Origin of the sequence: Pelagivirga sediminicola (assembly GCF_003072125.1) — a bacterium.
Classification (GTDB): domain Bacteria; phylum Pseudomonadota; class Alphaproteobacteria; order Rhodobacterales; family Rhodobacteraceae; genus Roseovarius; species Roseovarius sediminicola.
This window is the reverse complement of record NZ_QCYH01000008.1, coordinates 12551-27864: the sequence shown is the minus strand read 5'-3', so window position 1 is coordinate 27864 and position 15314 is coordinate 12551. Positions and strand designations below refer to the sequence as shown.

The following is a 15314-nucleotide window of genomic DNA, read 5'->3' as shown; positions in this document are numbered from 1 at the left end:
GTCATGTTGCCGTATCGCACGATTCCCGGTGCGTGATTTGCCTGCCAGCCTATGCCGCAGGCCATTGATTGGTAAATACCCCATCTCCCCCGGATGCGCGCAGGGGGTATTTACCGCGCCTGCGCGATGCCGCAATCTGGTGCCGGATTTTGAATGCAAGGAGACGGCGCATGACGGGCAAGGCGGATCTGGTAATCCTGAACGGCAAGGTGTTGACGATGGACCCCGCGCAGCCGCGCGCCGAGGCGGTGGCGCTGGCGGGCGGCGCGGTTTTGGCCGTGGGCAGCACGGCGCAGATCCGCGATCTGGCGGCACCGGGCGCGCAGGTGATCGACGCGGCCGGCGGCACGGTGATGCCTGGCTTCATCGACAGCCATGTGCACCTGTTCCAGGGCTCTGCCGCGCTGGAATTCATGGCGATGGAGGGCGTCGAGAGCACCGACGCCGCGGCGCGCACGATTCGCGCCTATGCCGAGGCGAACCCCGACGAGGCGATGATTCTGGGCACCTCCACCGCCTACGGGCTGATGGACGGGCGCAATCCGACGCGGCACGATCTGGACGCGATCCTGCCGGATCGCCCGCTGGCGCTGCTGGCGCCCGACATCCATACGCTTTGGGCCAACACCAAGGCGCTGGAGCGCGCGAACCTTCTGCATGGCGGCCCGGTGCCCGAAGGCAGCGTCATCGTGATGGAGGAGGGCGGCACCGCCAGCGGCGAGTTGCAGGAAACCGGCGCTTTCGGCCCGGTGCTGAAGCTCAGCCGCACGGGCGGGCGCGACATGCTGGGCTATGTCACCGGCGCCGAGCCGGAGCCGCCCGCGACCGAGGCCGAGCGCGCCGCCGACCGCCGCCTTCTGGCCAAGGGGCTGGCCCATGCGGCCAGCCACGGCATCACGACGATGCACAACATGGACGGCAATTTCTATCAGCTGGAGCTGCTGAGCGATCTGGACGCGGCGGGCGATCTGAAATGCCGGATGCAGGTGCCGTTCCACCTGAAGAACTTCGATCCGCTGGACCGGCTGGAGGAGGCGGGCGAGATGCGGCGCCGCTATACCGGCGACCGGGTCTGGTCGGGGCGGGTCAAGATGTTCATGGACGGCGTCATGGACACGCACACCGCGCTGATGACGCGGCCCTATCCGGGCACCGATACCGTGGGCGAGCCGGTGTTCGAGCCGGACCATTTCAACGCCGCATGCGTGCGCGCCGATGCGATGGGCCTTCAGCTGAGCGTCCACTCCATCGGCGATCTGGCGACGCGCCGGACGTTGGACGGCTATCAGGCCGCGCGCGAGGCAAACGGCGCCCGCGATTCGCGCCACCGGATCGAGCATATCGAGGTGATCCACCCCGATGACCTGCCGCGTTTGGGCGCGCTGGGCGCCGTCGCGTCGCTGCAGCCGCGCCATTCGCCCTTGGGCGACTATTTCCCGGTCATCCCGCAGGGCACACTGCTTTATGATGACCAATACCCCTATACCTTTGCATGGCAGCGCATCCGCGAGACGGGCGCGCCGGTGATCTTCTCGACCGATTGGCCGGTGGTGCCGGTGGATGTCATGCGCAACATCCAATGCGCCATCGCGCCGATGCAGCCCGGCGCGCCGTGGGATGTGCGCCCGCAAAGCCTGATGGATACGCTCGCCTCCTATACCAGCGCCAACGCCTGGGTGGAGTTCAACGAGGGCCGCAAGGGTCAGCTGATTGCCGGGCAGATGGGCGATGTCGTGGTGCTGGACCGCGATCTGGAGGCTTGCGCGCCCGAAGAGATCCACGAGGTGCGCGTCCTGGCCACCATCTGCGGCGGGCAGATCACCTATAGCGGCTGATGGGCCAGGAACATGAGGTTGTTCGCGGGCATCGGCAGCGGAGCGAGCGGATGCAGCCCCGCATCGCGCATCCAGCGCTGGACGGCGCCCGCGTCCTTGTAGCCGATGTCGGGATCGCCCGCGCGCAGGCTGGCATCGAACGCGGCATCCGCCTCTGATACGGTCTTTCCGTCCCGCAGGAAGGGGCCGTAAAGCGCGAACAGCCCGCCGGGCGCCAGTGCTAGCGACACTTCATGCAGCAGGATATGCGCCTCGCGCTCGCTGATCAGGTGCAGCAGGTTCACCAGCACGATCATGTTCTGCCCCGCATGATCCGCGCTCCAACCGGGCGCCGTGGCATCCAGCGCGATCGCGGCCCGGATGTTGAAGGCATGCGCCCATGCGTCGATGCTGGCGCGGCGGGACGGGTCGATATCGGACGGCTGCCAGTCCACATGCGGCAGGGCGGCGGCGAAGGCGATGACATGCTGGCCGGTGCCGCTGGCCAGCTCCAGCGCGCGGCCCTCATGCGGGCCGTGGACGGCCAGCATCTCGGCGATCACCGGCGCGTTGCGCACCGCCGACGGCGCGCTGAGGCGTGCGCCCTCGCCTTGCTCGGCGACGGAGGCAGCGGGCGGAAGGTTGGTGCGCAGGGGCATGGCGGTATCCTGTGTGCTTTCGGCCAGAGTGGCAAAGAACGGCGCGCCTGTCACGGGAAGATGACGCGGCGGCGCGCCCTGCGCCCTCTGGCGGCGCGCGCGGCGCTCGCCTAAGATGGCCCCATGAGCAGCCCCCACCGATTCATTCACCTGCGCGTTCACAGCGAATACTCCCTGCTGGAGGGCGCTGTCCGCCTCAAGAAACTGCCCGGTCTGTGCGTCGATGCGGGCATGCCCGCCGTCGCCGTGACCGATACGAACAACATGTTCGCGGCGCTTGAATTTGCCGTCTCGGCCGCAGGGGCAGGGATCCAGCCGATCATGGGCTGCCAGATCGATCTGGCCTATGTGGACACCGCCCCCGGCGAGCGGCCGTCCGCGCCCGCGCCCATCGTCCTGCTGGCGCAGAACGAGGAGGGGTACGAGCATCTGATGAAGCTCAACTCCTGCCTTTACTTGCGCGGGGACGGCGCGCTGCCGCATGTCACCCGCAGCGAGCTGGCCGAGAATTCGGGCGGTCTGATTTGCCTGTCCGGCGGCCCCGATGGCCCGGTCGGGCGGCTGCTGCGCGCTGGCCAGCGCCCCGCCGCCGAGGCGCTGATGCGCCAGTTTTCCGAGATCTTCGGCGACCGCCTCTATGTCGAGCTGCAGCGCCATCCCGGCGAGGACGGTCTGCCCGAGGCCGAACGCGCCAGCGAGCGCGGCCATATTGAAATGGCCTACGCGATGGAGCTGCCGCTGGTGGCGACGAATGACGTCTATTTCCCCAAATCGGCCATGTACGAGGCGCATGATGCCATGCTCTGCATCGCCGACGGCGCCTATGTTGACCAGTCCGCACCGCGCCGCCGCCTGACGCCGCAGCATAATTTCAAGACGCCGCAGGAAATGGCGACGCTTTTTGCCGACCTGCCCGAAGCGATTGAAAACACGGCTGAAATCGCCCGGCGCTGCGCGTTTGGCGCGTATCGGCGCGATCCGATCCTGCCCAAATTTGCCGATGACGAGGTGGACGAGCTGCGCCGCCAGGCCAAGGAAGGGCTGGCCGCGCGGCTGGCGGTGATTCCCCACGCGGTCAGTGTCGAGGAGTATGAGGCGCGGCTGGAATTCGAGCTGAAGATCATCGAGGGCATGGGGTTTCCAGGCTATTTCCTGATCGTGGCCGATTTCATCAAATGGGCCAAGGACCGCGATATCCCGGTGGGGCCGGGGCGCGGCTCGGGCGCGGGATCGCTGGTGGCCTATGCGCTGACGATCACCGACCTTGATCCGCTGCGCTATAGCCTGCTGTTCGAGCGGTTCCTGAACCCCGAACGCGTCTCGATGCCTGACTTTGACATCGACTTCTGCATGGACCGCCGCGAGGAGGTGATTCAATATGTGCAGGAGAAATACGGCCGCGATCGGGTGGGCCAGATCATCACCTTCGGCGCGCTTTTGTCCAAGGCAGCCGTGCGCGACATCGGGCGCGTCCTGCAAATGCCCTATGGGCAGGTGGACCGCCTGTCCAAGATGATCCCGGTCGAGGGCGTCAAGCCCGTCAGCATCGAGCAGGCGCTGATCCAGGAGGACCGCCTGCGCGAGGAGGCGCGCAACGAGGAGGTCGTCGACCGGCTGCTGAAATACGGCATGCAGGTCGAGGGGCTCTTGCGCAACGCATCGACCCATGCGGCGGGCGTGGTGATCGGGGACCGCCCGCTGGACGAGCTGGTGCCGCTCTACCAGGATCCGCGAAGCGACATGCCCGCGACCCAGTTCAACATGAAATGGGTCGAGCAGGCGGGGCTGGTCAAGTTCGACTTTCTGGGCCTGAAAACCCTGACCGTGATCCAGAACGCGATCGAGCAGATCCACGGCGAGGGCCGCGATCTGCACACCGCCGCCGACGGCAGCGCGATCTACGAGCCGTTCGAGGGCGCCGAGAACGATATCGGGCAGATCCCGCTGGATGACGCCAAGACCTACGCGCTCTATGCGCGCGCGAAAACCGTCGCCGTGTTCCAGGTGGAAAGCAGCGGCATGATGGACGCGCTCAAGCGCATGAAGCCCGACTGCATCGAGGACATCATCGCGCTGGTCGCGCTCTACCGTCCCGGCCCGATGGAGAACATCCCGAAATTCTGCGAGGTGAAGAACGGATTGTCGAAGCGCGACACGCTGCATCCGACGATCGATCACCTCTTGGACGAGACGCAAGGCATCATCGTCTATCAGGAGCAGGTGATGCAGATCGCGCAGGAGATGGCGGGCTATTCCCTGGGCGGCGCGGACCTGCTCCGCCGCGCCATGGGCAAGAAGATTCAGGCCGCGATGGATGAGGAGCGGCCGAAATTCATCAAGGGCGCCAAGGAAAACGGCGTCGATGACGCCAAGGCGCTGGAGGTCTGGAACCTTCTGGACAAGTTCGCCAATTACGGCTTCAACAAATCCCACGCGGCGGCCTATGCGGTGGTCAGCTATCAGACCGCGTGGCTGAAGGCGAACCATCCGGCCGAGTTCATGGCCGGAGTGATGAATTGCGATATTCACCTCACGGACAAGCTGTCGGTCTATTTCGAAGAAGTGAAGAAAGGGCTGGATCTGCCCTGGGCGCCGCCTTGCGTCAACCGCTCGGAGGCGCAGTTCATGGTGCGGCAGGGCGTGCTGCACTACGGCCTTGGCGCGCTGAAGAATGTCGGCGTCGAGGCGATGAAGCTGATCGTGGAGGGGCGCGCGGACAAGCCCTTTGCGACGCTCTACGATTTCGCGCGCCGCGTCGATATCAAGCGGATCGGCAAGCGCCCGATGGAAATGCTGGCCCGCGCCGGTGCGTTCGACGAGATCGACCGCAACCGCCGCCGTGTCTTTGACGCGGTCGAGGCGCTGATGAATTATTCGGCCGCGATCCACGATCAGAAGAATTCGGCGCAGGTCTCGCTCTTCGGCGAGGCGGGCGAGGATCTGCCCGAGCCGCGCCTGCCCCCGGTGGACGATTGGCTGCCCGCCGAGCGGCTGACCGAGGAGTTCAAGGCCGTCGGATTTTACCTCTCCGGGCATCCTTTGGATGACTACATGGCGGCGCTGAAGCGCAAGAAGGTTGAGACGCTGGACGAGGTGATGCAGCGCGCCGCGCGCGGCCCTTGCGTGGTCAAGATGGCGGGCGTCGTCGCCGGACGACAGGAGCGTAAATCGGCGCGGGGCAACCGGTTTGCCTTTGTCCAGCTGAGCGATACGACTGGCGGCTACGAGGTGACGATGTTCTCGGAGACGCTGGAGAAATCGCGCGAGCATATCGACACGGGCGCGCAGGTTGTCGTCACGGTCGAGGCGACGATGGAGGCCGAGCAGCTGAAACTGCTGGCGCGCTCTGTCGCGCCGATCGACGGCGTGGTGGCCGATGCGGGCAGCCTCGGTCTGCTGATCTTCGTCGATGCGCCGTCTGCGCTGGCGTCGGTGGCGCGGGTGCTGGACGGCGCGGCGCAGGCGGCCAAGGCGGCCCGGCCCGGCCCGGTGCGATTTTGCCTGATGGGTGACGGCCTGCCCGGCGAGGTCGAGCTGTCGGCGGGGCGTGAGTACCCGGTGACGCCGCAGATCAAGGGCGCGATCAAGAGCCTCGACGGCGTGATGGACGTGCAGGACATCTGAGGCGGGCGGAGATTTTTCGCGAATAATCTCGGGCGCTCAATAGTGGGGCGGGCGCTCGTTTCCAAAGGGGGCGGCGCTGCCGCTATCGGCCTCGCGCTCGGCCTCGCGGCGCATCAGCATCTCGACCCGGCGGGTGAGGGTGGCGATCTCCTTGTCCTGCCGCGCGACGGTATCCGATAAATCGTCGACGGCGCGCATCAGGTGGGCGATCTGTTCTTCGAGGCGGTCCATGGGGCGGTTGTGGGCCAGCCCGCGCGCCGCGTCAAGCGCCGCGCGGGGATGAGTATTTGGGCCAGGATGAAACCCGGGCCGGGCGCCTTCCCTTGCCGCCGTCCGGCGCTTGGGCTAGACCGCGCGGCAGACAGCACAGCTTCGGGAAGTCATGCGATGGCCAAGCAGAAAAAGACCCCGCGCCCCAAGGCGCAGACGCCGAAGGGGTTTCGCGATTACTTTGGTATCGAGGTGGTCGAGCGGGCCGCCATGCTGGACGCGATCGCGCGGGTCTATCACCATTATGGCTTTGACGCGCTCGACAGCTCGGCCGTCGAGACGGTCGAGGCGCTGGGCAAGTTCCTGCCCGATGTGGACCGTCCCAACGCGGGCGTCTTTGCATGGCAGGAAGACGAGGGCGACAAGCCCGGCGACTGGCTGGCGCTGCGCTATGACCTGACGGCGCCGCTGGCGCGGGTCTATGCCCAGCACAAGGACGATCTGCCGACGCCCTACCGGCGCTATGCGATGGGGCCGGTCTGGCGCAACGAAAAGCCGGGGCCGGGGCGGTTTCGCCAGTTTTATCAGTGCGATGCGGATACGGTCGGCGCGCCGTCGGTGGCCGCCGATGCCGAGATTTGCGCGATGCTGGCCGATTGTCTGGAGACGGTGGGGATTGCGCGCGGCGATTATGTGGTGCGGGTGAACAACCGCAAGGTTCTGAACGGCGTGCTGGAGGTCATGGGGCTGGACGATCAGGGCCAGCGCGACGCGGTTCTGCGCACCATCGACAAGTTCGACAAGGTCGGCAGCGACGGGGTGCGCCAGCTTCTGGGCAAGGGGCGGCTGGATGCGTCGGGCGCCTATATCGACGGCGTGGGGCTGAGCGATGCGCAGGCCGAGCCGGTGATCGCGTTCCTGACCTCGAAGGGGGCAGGCGTGGCCGAAACGCTGGCCAATCTGCGCGCCGCTGTCGGCGGGTCGGCGATTGGCGCTGAGGGTGTGGATGAGTTGGAAGAAATCGCGGCGCTGGTGGCGGCGCAGGGCTATGGGACGGAGCGGATCGACATTGACCCCAGCGTGGTGCGCGGCCTCGGTTATTACACGGGGCCCGTGTTCGAGGCGGAACTGACCTTCGACATCCTTGACGAAAAAGGCGCCAAGCGCCAGTTCGGCAGCGTTGCGGGCGGCGGGCGTTACGATGATCTGGTCAAGCGGTTCACCGGGCAGAGCGTTCCGGCCACGGGCATCAGCATCGGGGTTGACCGCCTTCTGGCCGCGCTGCGGGCCAAGGGACAGGCGCAGGTTGCCGCACCGGGGCCGGTTGTCGTGACGGTCATGGACCGCGCGCGCATGGCCGATTATCAGGCCATGGTGGCCGAGCTGCGGCAGGCGGGCATCCGGGCCGAGGTGTATCTGGGCAACCCGAAAAACTTCGGCAATCAGCTCAAATACGCCGACAAGCGTGGCAGCCCCGTTGCGATCATCGAGGGCGCGGACGAGCAGGCGGCAGGCGTGGTGCAGATCAAGGATCTGGTGCTGGGCGCGCAGATCGCGGCCAGTGCGACGCTGGAGGAATGGAAGGAACGGCCCAGCCAGTTCGAGGTGCCGCGCGCCGACATGATCGCCAAAGTGCGCGAAATTCTGGACGCGCACAGCTGATGCAGGATCCGAACCAGCCGCGCCGCCCGTCGGATGTCAGCCGGGCCGCGATCCGCGCCGAGGCGCAGCGCCTGCGCGGCATTTTCGAGCAGGCGGGCGCGCAGGTTGTCGAAACCGCCATCCTGCAGCCTGCCGCCACCTTGCTGGACCTTTATGGCGAGGATATCCGCGCGCGCGCCTATGTCGCCTCCGACCCGATGAAGGGCGAGCAGATGTTGCGCCCGGATTTCACCGTGCCGGTCGTTCAGATGCATATGGCGGACGGGGCCGAGCCCGCGCGCTATACCTATTCCGGCGAGGTGTTCCGCAGGCAGGAGGCGCATCCCGAGCGCGCCAGCGAATACATGCAGGTCGGCTATGAGGTCTTTGATCGCACGGCCCCCGCCGATGCGGATGCCGAGGTTTTTGCCCGCCTGCATGATATCCTTGCGCCGTTGAACCTGCGTGCGGCCACGGGCGATATCGGTATCCTCATGGCGGCTGTCGACGGATTACCGACAACGCCTGCGCGCAAGGCGGCGCTGCGCCGTCATGTGTGGCGCCCGCGCCGCTTCCGCGCGCTCATGGACCGTTTTGCGGGGCGCAGCCCGGTGCCCGCCAGCCGCGCCGCGCTGCTGGAGTCCACCGATCCGATGGCGGATGCCGGGCCGATCATCGGCCTGCGCAGCGAGGCCGAGATTGCGGCGCGTATCGAGGCGCTGCGCGAGGATGCGGCCGCGCCGCCGGTGACTGGCGCCGATGTGGACCTGATCGACGCGATTCTGAACGTGCGCGAGACCTGTCCCAACGCGCTGGAGCGATTGCGCGACATCGCGGTGGACATGCCCAGCATCAATGGCGCCGTCGCGGGGTTCGCTGCGCGTCTGGACGCGCTTGCCGCGCGCGGGATTGCCGTGGATGATCTGGCGTTCGAGGCATCCTATGGCCGCAGCCAGATGGAATATTACGACGGCTTTGTCTTTGGCTTCACGTGCGATGCGCATCCTGAACTGCCGGCGGTGGCCACGGGCGGGCGCTATGACGCGCTGACCCGGCAGTTGGGGCAGGGGCGCGCCATTCCCGCCGTGGGCGGCGTGATCCGGCCCGGACTGGTGGCTTTTCTGGGAGGGGCGCGATGAGCATCCGGCTGGGCGTGCCGTCCAAGGGGCGGCTGATGGAGAAGACGTTTCAATGGTTCGGCGCGCGCGGCGTGACGTTGGATCGCTCGGCCTCCGAGCGCGAATATGCCGGCATCGTGCGCGGCGCGGGCGATGTGGAGCTGGTGCTGCTCTCGGCCGGGGAAATCCCGCGCGAGCTGGACGCCGGGCGGATCGACCTGGGCGTAACCGGTACCGATCTGGTGCGCGAGACGCTGGTGGGCTGGGAAGCGCGCGTCGATGTGCTGGCCGAGCTGGGGTTCGGCCATGCCGATCTGGTTCTGGCGGTGCCGCAGGCCTGGGTGGATGTCAGCACGCTGGATGATCTCGACGCGGCGGCGGCGGCGTTTCGGGCGCGGCACGGTCACCGGCTGCGCATCGCGACGAAATATCACCGGCTGGTGCGCGAGTTCCTGCGCGAGCATGGCGTCGCCGATTACAGCCTGGTCGACAGCCAGGGCGCGACCGAGGGCACCGTCAAGAACGAGACGGCCGAGGCGATTGCCGATATCACCTCGTCCGGCGATACGTTGCGCGCGAACCACCTGAAGATTCTCGATGACGGGCTGATCCTGCGCAGTCAGGCCACGCTGTTCTGCGCGCGCCGCGCGGATCTGAGCGACGCGGACCGCGCCACGCTGACCGCGTTGATGGCGAAGCTGGGCGTTGACTGACGCTGCGCGATGCCGTGGGGGCAATGGGGGCAATGTTCGCGCGCCATAGGTCTGTAATCGCGCCGGAACCGGTTCGCTGCGTGCGTCCACTGGGCCGAAAACGAAAAACGCGCGACCCGTGAGGGCCGCGCGTTCTGTTCAAGCCGGGCCGTGACGGCCGGGCTGTCCGATCAGAAGCGGAATGTCGCGCGCACCTGGGCGGTGGTCACGTCGATGTCCGAGCTACCGGTGAAGTCGTCGAACAGATGGTGCAGCACTTCGCCGCCGACCGAGAACTGGTCGGAAACCATGTGCTCATAACCGCCACCGAGGAAGTAGCCGTCGTTGTCGCCGCGGTTGTTGGTGTCCGCGTTGACATAACCGGTGGTTGCATAGAGCAGGCCATTGCCGATCTTGTAGCCGCCGCGCACCTTGGCGCGCCACATGCTTTCCATGGTCGACTCGTTGACGCCGCCATCGCCGTAATCAATGTCGGCCCAGTCATAGTCAAAACCGCCGCCGATCACCCAGTTGTTGCCGAGGTCATAGTCGTAACCCAGAACCAGACCACCGATGAAGCCGTCGCCATCCCGGTCGCCGGGGAAGTCGGAGTCGACGTTGGCATACCCCAGCTGACCACCGGCGTAGAAGCCGGTCCAGTTGGGCGACGTGAAGACCGGCGCGGGGGCCGGTGCGATCACGGGTTCCACCGGTGCGGGCTCGATGTTGCCTGCGAATGCGGTGCCTGCCATCAGCGCGGAAGCTGCGGTGGCGGAGAGCAAATATTTCATGTTCTGTCCTTTCGTAAACTGACTGGGCGTGGCATCAGAAATCTGGCCCGTCGCCTCATGCCTTGAGAGATCAATGTTTGTCTCATGGATTGCAACGGCCCCGTCCTGGATTGGTTTCAAGAAAATGTGACTAGGTTCGGCGGCAAGTCGCCTGATTTGGAAGGGGAAGGCGGACATGGCGGCTTCATCCGTGTTTTATTTTTTGAAATCAGATGCTTGAAGCCATTTTCGGAGGTGGTCAGAGTCGGCGGAGTCTCGCCGTGACGCATGGATCTGCGGGAATCGCAGAAGTCGAGCTGTTGCGGTTATATCACGGTTCAATTGGGCGCTGCCGGGCTTCGCTGCAGCCGGTCCGCGGGCGTCGCCGATCTTGTCGCGCCAAGCCGTCCCGGTTCGGCGCTGAACCGGCGCATGCTGCTGAAACTATTGCTTGCCGCAACGAAAAACGCGCGACCCGATCGGGCCGCGCGCTCATCTTGTCAAGTGTCGGGCCTGTGCGGCCCGACGGTCCGATTAGAAGCGGAACGTTGCACGCACCTGAGCGGTGGTTGCTTCGATGTCATAGTCAGGAACGTTCACGCCGCTGAAGTTGTCGAACTCATGGTACAGGATCTCGCCACCAAGCGAGATGTTCTGCGTGACCATGTGCTCGTAACCTGCACCGACGAAGTAACCGTCCGTGTTGCCCCAGTCCTTGGTGTCAGCCTGTGCATAACCAGCGGTTGCATACAGCAGGCCGTTACCCAGCTTGTAACCAGCCCGCAGCTTGGCGCGCCAGATGCTTTCGATCGTGGTGCCATAACCGATGGCGATATCGTCGTCGTCGAGCGCAAGGCCACCAACGCTGATATCAGTCCAGTCATAGTCTGCTGCGGCACCGACAACCCAGTCGCCCATGTCGTAATCGTAACCAACGGTCAGACCACCGATCATGCCGTCGCCATTGGCGCTGAAGCCGAACGGGATTGGAAAGCCATCCGCGTCGACGTTGTCGTCAACGCCGTCACCATCGCGGTCGCCGGCGAAGCCAGTGCCGCTGCCGCTGATGTCAGCATAGCCCAACTGGCCACCAGCGTAGAAGCCGGTCCAGTTGGGGGAGGTGAAGACCGGCGCGGGGGCCGGTGCAATCACAGGTTCCATCGGCGCGGACTCGATGTTGCCTGCGAACGCGGTGCCTGCCAGCAGTGCGGACGCTGCGGTGGCGGAGAGCAAGTATTTCATGGTGTATGTCCTTTCGTCTCTGCTCGGGCGTGGGTCCAGTGATTTGGCCCTGCGCCTCATAGGCTTCGTATTTAGGTTTGGCCTACGGGATGCAACTGCCCCGTCAAACGTCCGGTTTCAAGAAAATGTGATTTTGATAGGCGGTTAACCGCCGTAAACGTGAAGAATCATCGATCCGGGGTCGAGAATATCTTTTAAGTTTATCTTTTTCAATAGCTTAGCCTATGGCGGACGGGCGCCGAACGTCCGTGTGGCGGCCTGATTCGGCGGTGGCGGCGCTTTGCCAGGCAGGCAGATCTGTTGCTTTTATAGCACGCCGATATCGGCCAGTGCGGCACTGAGATTCGCGGGCAGCGCGTCCTCGCCCGCCCGCGCGGCGGCCAGATCGGCCGGCGCTTTGCTGCCGGGCAGGTAGCGCCAGCCCTGAAAGGGCCGCTTCTGCGCCGTCGCGGTGCGGATGATTTGCGGATCCAGCACGATGGCGCAGCGCCGGATGCCATCCTGGCCGATCAGCTCATCAAGGCGAAGGATGCCTTGTCGACACTGCAGCACGCCCTGAATCACCCAGTAGATGGACCCGCCCTCCAAAAGCTCGGCCGCGCGTCTGGGCCACATGCGGGTGACGTGACGCGGCAATCCATCCGCCCCCCGCGCCCGCCCGGTCGCCTGCCAGGCGATCAGGTCTTCGACATTCGCGGTGCCAACGCTGAGTTTCACAAGATTGAGGGCTGCGGGTTTCATGGCGCCCAGTTTATGCGGCGGGCGGGCAAGTTCAATGGCGCGGGCAGGGTTTTCTGCGCACAGGCCCCGTGGCAGCATGCCGCGCCGCGGCGGCGGTGGCGCCTGCCGATGGGGCGCAATGGGTATTTTCACCAAGAAAAAGCAGGGTCGCGGCAAGGGCCATCGGAGGCGGGTTTGGCCGACCTGCGCCGTTGACCGCGGCCCGGCGCGCGCCTATGCTGACGGCTCTGCAATCCCATCCCTTTGCCAGCCTATGTCGGAGCCTCACCCATGAGCCGTTTTGCCGCCCCCATTTCCGAACAGATCTGGAACATGAAGTACCGGTTCAGCCCGGCGGAGGGCGAGGCGGGCGACGAGTCGGTCGAAGACAGTTGGCGCCGCGTCGCGCGCGCGCTTTCGTCGGTCGAGGCCGAACCGGAGCAGTGGGAAGAGCGGTTCTATCGCGCGCTGGAGGATTTCAAATTCCTGCCCGCGGGCCGTATCGCCGCAGGCGCCGGGACGGGCCGCAAGGTGACGCTGTTCAACTGCTTTGTCATGGGCACCGTGCCCGACGACATGGGCGGTATCTTTGACGCGCTGCGCGAGGCGGCGCTGACGATGCAGCAGGGCGGGGGGATCGGCTATGATTTCTCGACGATCCGGCCGCGCGGCGCCGTGGTCAAGGGCGTGGGCGCCGATGCCAGCGGGCCGCTGAGCTTCATGGATGTATGGGACGCGATGTGCCGCACGATCATGAGCGCCGGATCACGTCGCGGCGCTATGATGGCGACGATGCGCTGCGATCATCCCGATATCGAGGATTTCATCGCCGCCAAGAGTGACCCGGCGCGCCTGCGCAATTTCAACCTGAGCGTGCTGGTGACGGACCCCTTCATGGCCGCGGTCGAGGCGGACGGCCCTTGGGATCTGGAGTTCGGCGGCAAGGTGTACCGCACGCTGCAGGCGCGCGATCTGTGGAACCGCATCATGCAGGCCACCTATGATTACGCCGAGCCGGGCGTCATCTTCATCGACCGGATCAACCAGGCCAACAACCTGGCCTATTGCGAGACGATCGCGGCCACCAACCCGTGCGGCGAGCAGCCCCTGCCGCCCTATGGCGCCTGCCTTCTGGGCAGCATCAACCTTGCGCGGCTGGTGAGCGACCCCTTCTGCGAGGGCGCCGCGCTGGACGAGCCGGCGCTGGCCGATCTGGTCGCCGTTGCGGTGCGGATGATGGACAATGTCGTCGATGCCAGCCAGTTCCCGCTGCCCGCGCAGGAGGCCGAGGCGCAGGCCAAGCGCCGGATCGGGCTGGGCGTGACGGGCCTGGCCGATGCGCTGCTGATGGTGGGGCAGCGCTATGGCTCTGAAGAGGCGGCGATGCAGACCGAAAGCTGGCTCAAGGCGATTGCGCGAGCGGCCTATCTGGCCTCGGTCGATCTGGCCCGCGAGAAGGGCGCCTTCCCGTTGTTCGATGCCGAAGCCTATCTGCGCAGCGGCACGATGCAGGGCATGGACGACGATGTGCGCCGCGCCGTGGGCAAGCATGGCATCCGCAATGCCCTGCTGACGTCGATCGCGCCGACCGGCACGATCAGCCTTTACGCCGGCAATGTCAGCAGCGGGATCGAGCCGGTCTTTGCCTACAGCTATACCCGCAAGGTCCTGCAAAAGGACGGCAGCCGCACCGAAGAGGAGGTTGTCGACTACGCCGTGCAGATGTGGCGGGACAAGTTCGGCGATGCGGAGCTGCCCGATTACTTCGTCAACGCGCAGACGCTGGCGCCGGCCGATCATGTGCGCATGCAGGCCGCGGCGCAGAAATGGGTCGACAGCAGCATTTCCAAGACGATCAACTGCCCCGAGGACATCAGCTTTGACGCGTTCAAGGATGTCTACATGCAGGCGTGGAACAGCGGCTGCAAGGGCTGCACCACCTACCGGCCCAATGAGGTGACCGGCTCGGTTCTCAGCGTGAGCGAGACCGCCGATGTCGCGCCCCAGGAGGTCAGCAGCGACGGCGATGTGATCTACATGTCCGACCCGCTGGACCGCCCGGCCGAGCTGGAGGGCATGACCTACAAGCTGAAATGGCCTGACAGCAGCCACGCGATCTACATCACCGTGAACGATGTCTTTCTGGGCGGGCGGCGTCGGCCCTTCGAGGTTTTCATCAACTCCAAGAACATGGAGCATTTCGCCTGGACGGTGGCCCTGACCCGCATGATCAGCGCGGTGTTCCGGCGCGGCGGCGACGTCTCATTCGTGGTCGAGGAGCTGAAGGCGGTCTTCGACCCGCGCGGCGGCGCCTGGATGGGCGGCAAATACGTCCCCTCCATCCTCGCCGCGATCGGCGGCATTCTGGAGCAGCACATGGTCAAGATTGGCTTTCTGGCCGGTGAGGGGCTGGGTCTGAAGGCCGACCCGACCGCCGAAGTCGTCAACCTCGGAGCCGGCAGGGGAGCCGCGTGCAGCAGCTGCGGCGATTTCGCAATGCGCATGATCGAGGGGTGCATGACCTGCGCAAGCTGCGGTCATTCGAAGTGCGGGTGATTGGGGGGACGAGGCGGTGTTGTTCTGACTATCAATTATTAGCCACTGGCCGGGCTGAAATGTCTATTTTGCAAGCAAAAAGGGTCAATCGGGCGGAAACGCCCGATTTCGCGGATATTTCAGCCGATTGAGTGCGAACGAAGGTTCGACTCTGTCCCACGGGATATGGGTCCCGGACACGCCAGACTAAAACATTTCTATGGAATTTTTCTGATGGAATGACGAGGCAGCGCCAGGGCACGTCGCAGGTTTATCGTGCTGTCGCTGG

Annotated in this window: 11 protein-coding genes; 6 read left to right on the top strand and 5 right to left on the bottom strand. The window is 65.5% G+C overall.

What is annotated here, in order from left to right; all coding sequences use genetic code 11:
- The first annotated feature begins 170 nt into the window (after nt 1-170).
- Nucleotides 171-1835 carry an amidohydrolase gene (locus DC366_RS13470; protein ID WP_108692753.1) on the top strand — a complete coding sequence of 555 codons (1665 nt, stop codon included), beginning with the start codon at nt 171-173 and terminating at the stop codon, nt 1833-1835.
- Here the strand turns inward: DC366_RS13470 and DC366_RS13465 are convergent.
- Complete coding sequence (locus DC366_RS13465; RefSeq protein ID WP_108692867.1) at nt 1823-2473, bottom strand: DUF938 domain-containing protein; 651 nt, start codon at nt 2471-2473, stop codon at nt 1823-1825. The genes DC366_RS13470 and DC366_RS13465 overlap by 13 nt on opposite strands.
- A 123-nt stretch (nt 2474-2596) precedes the next feature.
- Here DC366_RS13465 and dnaE point away from each other — a divergent pair, with 123 nt between their 5' ends.
- The gene (dnaE, locus tag DC366_RS13460; RefSeq protein ID WP_108692752.1) at nt 2597-6097 is read left to right on the top strand and encodes a DNA polymerase III subunit alpha; all 3501 of its coding nucleotides are present in this window, start codon (nt 2597-2599) and stop codon (nt 6095-6097) included.
- A 36-nt stretch (nt 6098-6133) separates the two neighbouring features.
- Here the strand turns inward: dnaE and DC366_RS13455 are convergent, their stop codons facing one another.
- A complete protein-coding gene (locus DC366_RS13455; protein WP_108692751.1) occupies nt 6134-6328 on the bottom strand; it encodes a SlyX family protein in 195 nt (64 codons plus the stop codon).
- A 156-nt stretch (nt 6329-6484) separates the two neighbouring features.
- Here DC366_RS13455 and hisS point away from each other — a divergent pair, with 156 nt between their 5' ends.
- The 3 genes from hisS to hisG are packed head-to-tail and all read left to right on the top strand — an operon-like array spanning nt 6485 to nt 9779.
- Nucleotides 6485-7969, top strand: coding sequence for a histidine--tRNA ligase (hisS, locus tag DC366_RS13450; RefSeq protein WP_108692750.1), 1485 nt, complete (start codon nt 6485-6487; stop codon nt 7967-7969).
- Complete coding sequence (locus DC366_RS13445; protein WP_108692749.1) at nt 7969-9087, top strand: ATP phosphoribosyltransferase regulatory subunit; 1119 nt, start codon at nt 7969-7971, stop codon at nt 9085-9087. The genes hisS and DC366_RS13445 overlap by 1 nt, the downstream gene beginning before the upstream one ends.
- A complete protein-coding gene (hisG, locus tag DC366_RS13440) occupies nt 9084-9779 on the top strand; it encodes an ATP phosphoribosyltransferase (RefSeq protein ID WP_108692748.1) in 696 nt (231 codons plus the stop codon). The genes DC366_RS13445 and hisG overlap by 4 nt, the downstream gene beginning before the upstream one ends.
- A gap of 170 nt (nt 9780-9949) precedes the next feature.
- Here the strand turns inward: hisG and DC366_RS13435 are convergent, their stop codons facing one another.
- The 3 genes from DC366_RS13435 to DC366_RS13425 form a co-directional block, all read right to left on the bottom strand.
- Nucleotides 9950-10549 carry an outer membrane protein gene (locus DC366_RS13435; protein WP_108692747.1) on the bottom strand — a complete coding sequence of 200 codons (600 nt, stop codon included), beginning with the start codon at nt 10547-10549 and terminating at the stop codon, nt 9950-9952.
- Nucleotides 10550-11062: 513 nt separating this feature from the next.
- A complete protein-coding gene (locus DC366_RS13430) occupies nt 11063-11770 on the bottom strand; it encodes an outer membrane protein (RefSeq protein ID WP_108692746.1) in 708 nt (235 codons plus the stop codon).
- Nucleotides 11771-12076: 306 nt separating this feature from the next.
- Nucleotides 12077-12511, bottom strand: coding sequence for a DUF1489 family protein (locus tag DC366_RS13425; RefSeq protein ID WP_108692745.1), 435 nt, complete (start codon nt 12509-12511; stop codon nt 12077-12079).
- A gap of 270 nt (nt 12512-12781) precedes the next feature.
- On the opposite strand from DC366_RS13425, the gene DC366_RS13415 reads away from it, so the two are divergent.
- On the top strand, nt 12782-15046 hold the full coding sequence (locus DC366_RS13415; RefSeq protein ID WP_108692743.1) for an adenosylcobalamin-dependent ribonucleoside-diphosphate reductase: 2265 nt from the start codon (nt 12782-12784) through the stop codon (nt 15044-15046).
- Nucleotides 15047-15314: the final 268 nt, after the last annotated feature.